A 12,155-nucleotide genomic window follows, 5' to 3' on the forward strand; every position below is an offset into this window, starting at 1 on the left:
GTTCGTGCTTCCCCCGAACCTCGGCAAGCACAACTGGCCTGTCGAACTGTATTCACTCGTACATGCCAGTATAGCGAAAAAACGGAACAAACACAAAGCACCACCGCATCATTTTAAAATGCGCGATCCGAAACCGGCGTCCATAATGGCAAACTTAAATTTTCAAAGCCCAGTGGTGCTAAGTTAGTCATGGTGATTCCGAGTAGCCGAATGCCCGCATTTAAATCAGCCGTTTCATCAAAGATGTCCTTAGCGGCTTCATACAAAATTGCTGCATCATTTTCATAGTACTCTGTTTGCGTCACTCGTTTGGTCAGTGTATTAAACTCAGCATCGCGAACTTTCAAGACAATTGTCTGTCCATGACGTTGCTGCTTCATTAAATGGTCAACCAGTTCTGTTGCCAATAACTGTAGCTGTGTTTCGGCGTCTGCTTCACTGGTCAACGGCGTATCGTAAGTCTCTTCGCGCCCGATGGATTTACGTTCGCGCTGCCACTCTACCGGACGATCATCACTACCACGAACATGTCGATAAAGGCCGTAGCCAAGCTTGCCGAAGTGCTGCATCAAATCAGCTTCAGAATGTTTGAGTAACGCTGCCCCATCTGTAATCCCCAAGGCTTGCATTTTGGGCACCGTTTTTTTACCCACGCCACGAAATTTTTCAATCGATAAGGGAGCCAAAAACCGTTCTGCGTCCCCTGGCAAGATCACGGTCACGCCCACAGGCTTCGCGTAATCAGAGGCGAGTTTGGCCAAAAATTTGTTATAGGAAATTCCTGTGGAGCAAGTGAGATGGACAGTCTCCCATATCTCCGCCTGTAATTTATGTGCCAATGCAACGGCTGAATCAATGTGTTGCTTATTGTTAGTCACATCTAAATAGGCTTCGTCGAATGCGATTGGTTCAATGTGATCTGTATATTCATGAAAGATCTTGTGAATCTGTGCCGACACCGCGCGATAGGTTGTGAAATCTGGTGTTTTAAAAGTCGCCTTAGGTGCCAATTTTTGTGCCTCAGCTGCACTCATTGCAGAATGCACCCCAAGTTTTCTAGCTGCATAATTAGCTGTGGTGACCACACCATGGCCGCCCGTTGTTCGTGGATCCTTAGCAATAATCAAAGGGTGCGTTCGAAATTCTGGATGATCACGTTCTTCAATTGATGCATAAAAAGCATCCATATCAACATGAATGATTTTGCGACTTGTATCAATCGTTAACGGCACTTGTAATAATGACTCACCCATTTTCCACACCCTCCTTCAGCTGATTTATTGCTTTCATTTTACCAAACGTACGTTCGAAAAGACACTTTTTAGCGACAAAAAAAGAAGCTTCCCCGAAGGCAGCTTCTTACCAGTTTACTTATTTACTTTCAGCAGCACTTTCAGCGCTTGTAGCTTCACTGTCAGCAACACTAGCAGCAGAAGTAGCTTCTGAGGTTGCTTCTGCACTAGCTGGTGCTTCTGTAACCGTTGCGGCGTCGGCAGCAGGTGCTTTAGCAGCTGGCGTTTCCACATGGTGAATGGCTTGTAAGTCAAACACTAAGTAAATACCGTCTGCGTCTAACGTAACCGTCTTCTTGTCGCTATCCATCGTATCAACCACGGCGTGTAAACCACCGATTGTGACCACGTGATCGCCAACATGAATCCCGTTCATCATTTCTTTACGTTGGTCTTGTTGCTTACGGTTAGGCCGTAAGATGAAAAAGTAAAAAACAGCAACGAATAAAACAACCATTAAAACTGTACTAATCATGCTACTTCCACCGGCTGGAGCACCCAGTAATGTCATCATTTCAAAACTTGTCAATTTATCCACCTCATTAATATTATTCTGTAAAACACTGTACCAGACTTAGCGCCGCTTGCCAAATGCCATCATGCATTTGCTGACGGTGGCACTGGCAAATTTAAATGTGCATAGCCAGCTTCTGTCACCATCCGACCACGTGGCGTCCGTTTGATCATACCAATTTGTAATAAATATGGCTCGTATACTTCTGCAACTGTATCGGCTTCTTCACCAATATTTGCTGCCAACGTATTTAGTCCCACTGGGCCACCGTTATAAAACTTGATCATGGTCGTCAGTAACTTGATATCCACGTCATCTAAGCCCAGTTCATCCACACCAAGCACTTGTAATGCATGATCCACAATCGGCGCATCAATTGCCGCTTGGCCGCCAACCTCAGCAAAATCACGAACGCGTTTTAACAGACGGTTCGCAATCCGTGGTGTCCCACGAGAACGGCGGGCAATTTCATGCGCGCCTTCCTTCACGATGTTCGTTGCTAAAATATCTGCTGAACGTAACGTAATTTCCTCTAAATCGGACGTCGTGTAGTAATTCATGTGCTCTACAATTCCAAAACGGTCACGCAACGGTGCTGACAGCAAGCCTGCTCGCGTTGTGGCGCCAATTAACGTGAACGGTGGTAATGGGAAATGGACCGGATGTGCAGTAGGTCCTTGCCCGACCACAATATCGACGTAAAAATCTTCCATTGCTGAATAAAGCATTTCCTCGACCACCCGTGGCAATCGGTGAATTTCATCAATGAATAAAATGTCACCTGGCTGTAATTCGTTCAATAGCGCGATTACATCCCCAGGCCGCTCAATGGCTGGACCACTAGTCGTCTTGATGCGCACGTGCATTTCATTTGCAATGACCATCGCCAGCGTCGTTTTCCCTAAACCAGGTGGACCATACAACAACACGTGATCCAATGATTCTTCACGGCTGGAGGCGGCACTAATATAAACTTGTAACTGATGTTTAACGGTATCTTGTCCAATGTATTGAGCCAGCGTTTGTGGACGCAGTGAGCGTTCTAGGGACGCTTCTTTTTCATCGGTCGGCTCACTCGCCATTAATTCATCATCCATTTAGTCCCCTCCTTTCGCCACGCTAACGGTTCGTTAATAATCGTAATGCTTTGCTTAGATACTGATCGGTTGTTTGACTTGGTTCATCAGCCAACTGCTTGTCGATTTTTTTCACTTCATTTGCACTATACCCTAACGCTGTCAAAGCTGCTAAGGCATCCGCCAAGTCAGCGTTATCACTACCAGTACTTGCTACAGGTGTGATGACCGCGCCTAAATCAGCCAACTTGCCCTGCAAGTCTAACACAATTTGCTGAGCGGTTTTCTTGCCAATACCAGGAAATTTCGTCAAGTAGGTGACGTCTTTACTTTCAATCGCATTAACTAATCCTTCATGATCCTCTGCTGCCAAAATCGCCAGCGCACTTTTAGGACCGATTCCAGATACATTAAGCAACTTTAAGAACAGTTGCTTTTCATTGAAGTCAACGAAGCCAAATAAATTGATTTCCGTTTCACGCACAGCTTGGTAAACATAAATCGTGACCGCTTGTGTTGCATCCTCATGATAGCGATATGGATTCGCGGTTTGCAATAAATAGCCGACGCCATTCACATCTAGCACCACGTATGCTGGCGTCACCGCGCTTATAAAACCAGTTAAATATTCGTACATGTGGTCCTCCTAAAATTCGTGTTCATCAAATTCTGCCCATGCTTCATGAGCGTCTTGAATTCGTTTAAACATTTTTTCCATGTCTGCGTTAGTGAAATGCACCACCACCGGCCGGCCATGAGGACAGTTAAAGGGATTTTCGGTTTGTGCTAAGTCATGTAATAACGCCCGCGCCTGCCGCTCATCTAAATGATGGTTTGATTTGATGGATCGTTTACAACTCATCATGATGGCCGTCTTCTCACGAAATTTAGCAACAGTCAGTGAATGATCGTTCAAAATCCAATCGATCATTTCTCGAATCGTTGCCTCTTCTTGTCCAGCCACAAACCACGTTGGATGTTGCCGCACAATAAAACTATTATTTCCAAATGGCTCTAAAATCAACCCCAGTTCTGCTAAAGCAGCCTGTTGGTCGTTGATTTTCAAAACATCACTCGTTGGGTAGTCTAAAACAATCGGTACCAACAGATTTTGCAAATCCCGACTGACTTCGCCAATTTGAACACGATAATATTCATACTTGATGCGTTCTTGAGCCGCATGTTGATCAACTAAATATAAGCCATCCGCTGCCTGTGCAAACAGAAAGGTCCCGTGCATTTGACCAATATAAGTCAGGTCTGGAAAGCGCTGTTTACCATCCGTGGAAGCCTTTGTTTCTGGCACCATTTCCATCGGTTCCTGAGAAACGGCCACGGTTGGTGCACTCTCACCAGCAAAAGGTGCGACTGCTTTTTGATACCGCGCATCAAACGCCGTCAAAGATTCATCATCCATTTCGCTCGCATGATGAATCACGATTGGTGTCAACGCTTGCGTTGGTAACGCGTCTGGCAATGCCGCCGCAGACGTTTCAGGAAACGCTGTTTGTTCCCCTGGTATCGCGTTTTCAGAAGCTTGTGGCCGTGCGTAATGAACTTGCACCTTGCCATCGCGTGTTGCAGATACTTGACTCAATTGATCAGCTAACTGATTAGCATCAAAGGTATCCTCACCATGTAAATTTTGATATGCGTCTGGAATCAGATTTTCCTGAGCTAACCGGTTATACACAGCTTTATCAATCAGATCACCGAGCTGTGCTTCCTTACTAAGCCGTACTTCCTGTTTGGTTGGGTGGACGTTAACGTCGACTAAAAAAGGATCCATGGTCAAATTTAAAACAGCCAATGGATACCGTCCCACCATGAGCTTTGATCCATAGCCCTTAATCAGCGCCTTCGTTAATTGAAAGTTTTTGATGTAGCGACCATTAATCAAAATTGAGATGTAGTTGCGTGATGCACGCGTTAGTTCCGGTAGTGAAACGTAACCAGTTAATTTAAAATCAGCATCCTCGCCACTGATGGCAACCATCTTGCGTGCGGTTTGGACACCGTAAATACCTGCAATCACCTGTTGTACATCGCCACGGCCAGCCGTTCGTAATAATTCGCGGCCATTATGCGTCAAACTAAATGCCACATCAGGATGTCCTAACGCGATGCGGTTCACCATATCGACAATATTAGCGAGCTCCGTTTGCGGCGACTTCAAATATTTCAACCGTGCCGGTGTGTTAAAGAACAAATCACTGACCGTCACTTCAGTCCCCGGTCGTGACTGGCCTGCCGTGTGGCTGACCAGTTCACCACCCTTAATGTGGACCTCACTGCCAGCCCCTTTTCCCGTAGCAGTTTTCAGCCAAACATCGGCCACTGAGGCAATACTTGGTAACGCCTCACCACGAAAGCCTAATGAATGCACACGAAACAAATCTTCGCGTGACGTTATCTTGCTCGTTGCATGCCGTGAAAAGGCAAGTTCAACATCATCATCGCTAATGCCATCACCGTCATCAACAATTTGAATCGTCTTTAAGCCAGCCTCATCAACCAGCACATCAATCGTTGTTGCATGCGCATCTACAGCATTTTCAACCAGCTCTTTAACAACTGACGCTGGCCGTTCAACGACTTCTCCGGCCGCAATCTGATCCGCTAAAACAGTTGGTAATTCATGTATTTTCGTCATGCTAACATCCCTTACTCACAGTCTTGCTTACTGTAACTTCTGTTGAATTTCATAGAATTTGTTCATTACATCCATTGGTGTCATCGCCATCAGATTCATCTGTTTCAACTCGTCAATCACCGCGGCCATTTTTGGATCGCCGCTGGGAACATCAAATAAGGCAAGTTGTTCAGTTGGCGTGGCTTTTGGTGTAGCGTCCACTGCTTCTTGCAATGGTGCGTCCACGTTGACCGGCGTTGGTGTTTCACCTGCATGCGCTTCTAATTCCTGCAAAATATTGGCGGCCCGCGTTAGCAGATCTGTTGGCATCCCCGCCAACTTCGCCACGTGAATCCCATATGATTTATCAGCCGGACCAGGTTGAATTTGGTGTAAAAAGACAAGCTGTCCATTTTCCTCAACTGCCCCCACATGAATGTTTTTCAAAGTGGTCAGTGAGTCTTCCAAATCGGTCAATTCATGATAATGCGTACTAAATAACGTCTTGGCATGTACATGGTCGTGTACATATTCAATAATTGCTTGCGCTAAGGCCATCCCATCATAGGTAGCTGTTCCGCGACCAATTTCATCAAATAACAATAGACTGTTGGCAGTAGCGTGCATCAAGGCATCGTTTGCCTCCTGCATTTCCACCATAAAGGTTGAGTTCCCGGAAATTAAATCATCAGCTGCCCCGATGCGTGTGAAAATTTGGTCAAAGACTGGCATCACAGCAGATTTAGCGGGTACGAAACAGCCCATTTGCGCCATGATAACCGTCAGGGCCAATTGCCGCATGTACGTACTCTTCCCAGACATGTTCGGCCCCGTAATCAAAAGGACTGTCGTGTCATCATCCATGCGAACATCGTTAGGAACGTATTCTTGCTTTCCTAACACTTTTTCAACAACTGGATGCCGACCAGCTTCGATTTCTAAATCATGATCAGTCGTCAGCTGTGGGCGCACAAAGCGATAGTTTTCTGAAACCACTGCAAAACTTTGTAACACGTCTAAACTTGCCACCACTTTGGCGAGTCGTTGCAACCGACCAATCGCTGCCTTAACGACTTCCCGAATCTTATTAAATAGCTGATATTCTAAAGCAGTTGATTTTTCCTGTGCCTCTAAGATGAGCGTTTCCTTTTCCTTTAACTCAGGTGTTGAAAAACGTTCAGCATTCGTTAAGGTCTGTTTACGCTCATACCGGTCTTCAGGCAGCTTGCTTAAGTTGGCTTTAGTCACTTCGATGTAGTAGCCAAATACCCGGTTATAGCCGATTTTCAACGTGCTAATGCCAGTTTCTTTGCGTTCCTTAGCCTCTAATTCCGCAATCCACTGCTTACCATTCTTCATGGCGTCCCGATAAGCATCAAGCTGTTGATCATACCCATCTTTGATAACACCACCATCCGTCACCGAAATTGGTGGTTCGTCATCGACGGCGCGTTCAATTAAATCAGCAACGTCATCGACGGGATCTAACCCCTTCAACAGGTCACCAAACACCGTCTGGTTCAGCTCTTCCAGCACATATTTGATCTTAGGAACTTGCTTTAATGACGTTTTTAATTGAATTAAATCACGGCCGTTCACATTACCAAAGGCCACTCGTCCGGCTAACCGTTCCAAATCATACACTTTGACCAGCTCATCTTGAAGATTAGACCGTTCAAAATAATGTTCCAGTAACTCGGCCACTTTGTCCTGCCGTGCATTGATCGCTTCCACTGAAAGCAATGGTCGATCTAACCATTGTTTCAGTAAACGACCGCCCATCGCAGTTTTCGTTTCATCTAGTAGCCACAGTAAGGTGCCAGACTTCTTACCCGTCCGAATATTGGTTGCTAACTCCAAGTTACGTTTAGCATAGTGATCCATTTTCAAGAAATAAGAAGGTTCGTAGGCGATTGCCCGTTGCAGATGCGATAAGTTTCGCTTCTGTGTCCCTTCCATGTAACTCAACAGCATGGACACAGCTGCCGTTTCCGCATGATCCGTTAGGTCCTGAGTCAAGAAACTAAGTTCGGCACTAGTCGTGATATCTGTTTGCGTAGAAACTAAAATCCCTAAAGGTTTGAATTGTGCCCGTAAAGCGTCATCAATGGTGTCATCAACCACGATTTCTTTTGCTTCAACAGCCATCACTTCATTTAAGACAGCATCAAAGGTCGTCAGGTTAGCAGTTTGCAATTCACCAGTGGACACATCTGCATAAGCAAATCCAAAGCCGGCGGCCTGTTTAGTAAATCCAGCCAGGTAGTTATTCACTTTTGCACCCGTAACGCCTGTTTCCATCCGGGTTCCTGGTGTTACCAGCTGAATAACCTCACGTTTAACCATTCCCTTGGCCAACGTAGGATCTTCCATTTGCTCACAGATGGCAACCTTTTCACCATGGTCAACCAAAATGTCGATGTAGTTTTGCACAGCATGGTGTGGCACGCCGCACATAGGAATGGGGTCAGCTGAATTATGATTGCGCGCAGTTAGTGTCAGTTCTAATAATTGCGAACCCTTCACAGCATCGTCATTAAACAATTCATAAAAATCACCAATTCGATAAAACAAAAAGGCATCCGGATACTGATCCTTAATGGCCTGGTATTGTTTCATCATTGGTGTTTCCATACTCTCTTGTGCAGACTTTTTGGCCATTGGTTGCTTCTCCTCTACCCTCATTACGCTAATGAGCACAGTAATAATTTTTCTCGATTAATTAAAAAACACATTATAAAAATTTTACCATCTTTTTGAATAACTGTCTGTGTTCGGTTGTTATATTGTGACTTCCAGTAGATCGCCTAACAAATCAATAACGAAAGAGCCTAAGACAAATGTGTTTTGTCTTAGGCTCTTTCGTTAACCATCATCCGATTGACTTACTTAGCGTATTCCACTGAGCGTGTTTCTCGAATAACAGTGACTTTGATATGACCCGGATACTCCAAATCATTTTCAATTTCATTCTTAATGTCACGTGCAATCACAGTTGCCTGTAAATCATCGACAGACTGTGGTTGAACGATGACCCGCACCTCACGACCAGCTTGAATAGCGTAACTGTTAGCCACACCTTCGTGTTGGTTCGCGATTGCTTCTAATTGTTTAAGCCGTTGAATATAATTTTCCAACGATTCAGACCGTGCACCGGGACGCGCTGATGAAATTGCATCAGCAGCACCAACCAACACCGCAATGATGGAAGTTGGCTCAACGTCTCCGTGATGAGAAGCAATGGTGTTGATTACAACAGGGCTTTCATGGTACTTAGTTGCCAATTCAACCCCTAATTCTACGTGAGACCCCTCAACTTCGTGGTCCACGGCTTTACCAATATCGTGTAATAATCCTGCGCGCTTCGCTAGCGCAACATCCTCACCAAGTTCAGCTGCCATCACAGCAGCTAATTTAGCAACTTCAATTGAATGGTTCAACACATTTTGACCGTAACTGGTCCGGTAATTCATCCGTCCAAGGGTTTTAACCAAGTCCGGATTCATCGACCGAATACCTAAATCAAACACAGTCTGCTCACCAATTTCACGGATCTTTTCATCCATTTCCTTGCGAGCTTTTTCGACCATCTCTTCGATTCGAGCCGGATGAATCCGACCGTCGGCAATCAGTTTTTCTAACGCCAGTTTCGCAATTTCGCGACGAACGGGATCAAACCCACTCAACACGACTGCTTCTGGTGTGTCATCAATGATTAAATCAATCCCGGTTAAGGTTTCTAACGTCCGGATATTCCGACCTTCACGACCGATAATTCGACCCTTCATGTCGTCATTTGGCAGCGTAACAACGGTCACAGTATTATCAGACACTGTATCCGCAACACTCCGCTGAATGGCAGCGACAATTAAGTTCTTCGCTTCCTTATCAGCAGAGGCTTTCGCTTCAGCTTCGCTTTCCTTAATCAGAACGGCACGTTCATGTGCCAATTGATCTGTTGTTTCCTTAATGATTAAGTCGCGTGCATCATCTTGTGATAATGCCGCAACTCGTTCAACTTCTTGTTGCCGTTTGTCGATGAGGTCTGCTGCTTCTTGCTGCTGTTGGTCTAGCACATCCCGATCACTGGTAAGCTTATCTTCTTTTCGCGTTAACTGAGCTTCACGTTTTTCAAACGTGTTGTCCTTGCGATCCAGTGCTTCTTCACGCTGCAACAACCGGTCCTCTTGCTTTTGTACTTCGGACCGACGATCCTTTAGTTCACTTTCAACGTCGGTACGATACTTATGACTCTCTTCACGAGCTTCAAGTAAGGCTTCCTTTTTGGCTGTTTTGGCATCCTGATTAGCTTTTTCGAGAATGGCCGTCGCCGATGTCTTGGCATTGTCAATATCGCGTTCTTGACGATTCTTGGCAATGGCAAGTCCACCATACAAACCAGCAATAATAGCGATGAGCACGAGGATAATGGTTAAAATCACCATGTAAGTTCCCGCCCTTCATCAAAAATGGCTGACCGCTAAGCCAGCCGCAAACTTTTAAAGATGTTAAATTGATTATTTACACATGACTAGTGTACTGATAAACCACGGGCGTGTCAATTAAACTAACAGATGGTTACCCATTATTACAAGGATTAAACCTGACGAACACGAAGCATTTTATTGAACATTGTACTGATCCCCAGCATTACCACACTGCCAACTAAATTCGTAATAATCCAGTTCAATGGCATCCGGTACTGAAAATGGCCATCAAATCCTAGTGCTACTCGTATCAACGAAGCCATCCAGGTACCGGCAAATGATTGATTCGTCCCACCAGCTGAAGAAAAAATGAACCAAATAAGGCCCATGCCCACAAACGGCGCTGCTGAGAATAAAATTATTTTTCCCTTACGGCTAAACAACCCGAGAATTGACCCGAACAGCATCCCCATCGCAATCATGGCGATCAAGTCTGACAAGTCGCTCCCCCAGTACCACAAAACTGACACAAGACCTTGCCCAGCATGTGGTCCAAAATCCTTTAATGCTTGCTGTTGATAGGTCATGAATCCGAAGGGTTGGGCCACCAACAGCCGATAAATAACATTAATAATTGAAACACCGAAAGCCAAACTGGTTAAGCTGGCCAACTTCCCCCACCAGTAAGTACGCCGCGAAATACCATTTTGAATCAACGTGGCAAAGTCACTATAAACTAACGCTGACATGCCAAAGAAACCAAATAGCATGCCGTTCTTAAAGGAATTTGTTGCTAAATAAGGTGCCCAACTAAATGCCTGATGGTCATGCAAACTGAGCTTAATAAGCAGTGGTAAAACAATAATTCCGGCAATCATGCCAAAGTAAATCCAGCCGATGATTTGCACATCTCGTTGCAACCGATAGTTATAAACCTGTTTAATTCTCATGAGTTTCCTCCGTTAATGCAACAAAGAGCTCTTGCAAATTAATCTTCTGTTTCGTGACTTCGGCGGGAATGTCGGCCACTGCAATCATCATCACCGCTGTAATATCATTACCAAATTGATGTTGATGTAACACCGCTTGCTGATTGATAAATGGTTCCATTACTTCCTTTGGTCCAGTAAGTTGCCATGCCTGTTCTGTCAGATCAGCCAATGTTTCATCAACCTTTATGTGCCCGTCTACCAATACCATCACATGATTCAACAGCCAGGAAACTTCTTCAATTAAATGCGTCGCAATGACAAATGTGCGCGGACGTTCTGCTTGTGCATTCATCAACTCCTGGTAAAACAGTTCACGATGATTTGCATCCAATCCCAGCACGGGTTCATCCAACAATATATAGTCAGCGGGGACACTCAAGGCAATGATATCTTTGCAAATTGTCCGGTAGCCGGTTGACAGTTTGCCAAAGCGCGCATGGGTTTCTAAACCAAACTGTTTAGCTAACCGTAACGCAAGGTCCCAGTTAAATTCGCCATACAGTTGCTGAGTCAATTTAAAGAGTTTGGTAACACGAAAATTATCCGGATATAAATTCACTTCACTCATTAAGTACATCTGCTGTAGCTGTGCATCATGATCATGCACCGTGTGCCCATCAATTGTCACAGCACCCTGCTTTTCTGGGTACCGATCACTGATTAAGTTTAAAAGCGTACTTTTACCAGCACCATTACGCCCTAGTAAGCCGTAGATAGTCCCCGGTTCAAATTCTAAATTAACGTTATTCAAAATATGTTTATTGCCACTGTTAAACGACAAGTGCTTCACTGCTAATGTCATGCTTGTTCATACCCCCGTGTGATCAAAGCCTCTAGGTCTGTCTGTGTTAGCCCGATTCGAGTCGCCTCAGCAATTAGTAATTGAACATGGTCTTCATAAAAATCGGTGCGTCGTTTATAAATAATTCGTTCACGTGCGCCGTCCAAGACAAACATGCCCAGCCCCCGACGTTTTTCAATCACCTTATCAGTCACCAATAAATTCATACCCTTTAAAACAGTGGCCGGATTAATATGAAATTCACGCGCAATCTCTGTTGTCGAAGGAATTTGTGTTTCTGAGCCAAAACTTCCTGCCAAAATACCTTCTTCAATTTGTTCCGCCACTTGCAAATAAAGCGGTGTCGTACCATCAAAATCAAACTGCATGTCTTTTCTCCAACTTCCGCTGGTATCCCAGCCCATATCCTATTTAGGATAA

At 44.9% G+C, this 12,155-nt stretch carries 10 protein-coding genes; all 10 read right to left on the reverse strand.

The genetic code is table 11. The annotated features are described in order from the left end of the window. Window positions 1-113: 113 nt before the first annotated feature. Window positions 114-1,253, reverse strand: coding sequence for a DNA polymerase IV (gene dinB, locus IV55_RS06695; protein ID WP_057810604.1), 1,140 nt, complete (start codon window positions 1,251-1,253; stop codon window positions 114-116). Window positions 1,254-1,371: 118 nt separating this feature from the next. Continuing rightward, window positions 1,372-1,821, reverse strand: coding sequence for a preprotein translocase subunit YajC (gene yajC, locus IV55_RS06700; RefSeq protein ID WP_225425830.1), 450 nt, complete (start codon window positions 1,819-1,821; stop codon window positions 1,372-1,374). A 68-nt stretch (window positions 1,822-1,889) separates the two neighbouring features. Continuing rightward, a complete protein-coding gene (ruvB, locus tag IV55_RS06705; RefSeq protein ID WP_057810606.1) occupies window positions 1,890-2,903 on the reverse strand; it encodes a Holliday junction branch migration DNA helicase RuvB in 1,014 nt (337 codons plus the stop codon). A 22-nt stretch (window positions 2,904-2,925) separates the two neighbouring features. Further along, window positions 2,926-3,519 carry a Holliday junction branch migration protein RuvA gene (gene ruvA / locus IV55_RS06710; RefSeq protein WP_057810608.1) on the reverse strand — a complete coding sequence of 198 codons (594 nt, stop codon included), beginning with the start codon at window positions 3,517-3,519 and terminating at the stop codon, window positions 2,926-2,928. A gap of 9 nt (window positions 3,520-3,528) precedes the next feature. Continuing rightward, window positions 3,529-5,535, reverse strand: coding sequence for a DNA mismatch repair endonuclease MutL (gene mutL / locus IV55_RS06715; RefSeq protein ID WP_057810609.1), 2,007 nt, complete (start codon window positions 5,533-5,535; stop codon window positions 3,529-3,531). A gap of 27 nt (window positions 5,536-5,562) precedes the next feature. Further along, window positions 5,563-8,175: a DNA mismatch repair protein MutS gene (gene mutS / locus IV55_RS06720; protein ID WP_057810611.1), complete on the reverse strand. Its 2,613-nt coding sequence runs from the start codon at window positions 8,173-8,175 to the stop codon at window positions 5,563-5,565. A 224-nt stretch (window positions 8,176-8,399) separates the two neighbouring features. Beyond that, on the reverse strand, window positions 8,400-9,959 hold the full coding sequence (rny, locus tag IV55_RS06725; protein WP_057810613.1) for a ribonuclease Y: 1,560 nt from the start codon (window positions 9,957-9,959) through the stop codon (window positions 8,400-8,402). 152 nt (window positions 9,960-10,111) lie between these two features. Continuing rightward, window positions 10,112-10,891, reverse strand: coding sequence for a hypothetical protein (locus tag IV55_RS06730; RefSeq protein WP_057810615.1), 780 nt, complete (start codon window positions 10,889-10,891; stop codon window positions 10,112-10,114). Then, entirely contained in the window at window positions 10,881-11,735 is an 855-nt protein-coding gene (locus IV55_RS06735) for an ATP-binding cassette domain-containing protein (RefSeq protein WP_057810617.1), read from the reverse strand. Before IV55_RS06735 ends, IV55_RS06730 begins: the two co-directional genes overlap by 11 nt. Then, window positions 11,732-12,103 carry a GntR family transcriptional regulator gene (locus tag IV55_RS06740; protein ID WP_057810619.1) on the reverse strand — a complete coding sequence of 124 codons (372 nt, stop codon included), beginning with the start codon at window positions 12,101-12,103 and terminating at the stop codon, window positions 11,732-11,734. Before IV55_RS06740 ends, IV55_RS06735 begins: the two co-directional genes overlap by 4 nt. Window positions 12,104-12,155: the final 52 nt, after the last annotated feature.

The sequence above is a fragment of the Furfurilactobacillus siliginis genome, assembly GCF_001437435.1.
Classification (GTDB): Bacteria; Bacillota; Bacilli; order Lactobacillales; family Lactobacillaceae; genus Furfurilactobacillus; species Furfurilactobacillus siliginis.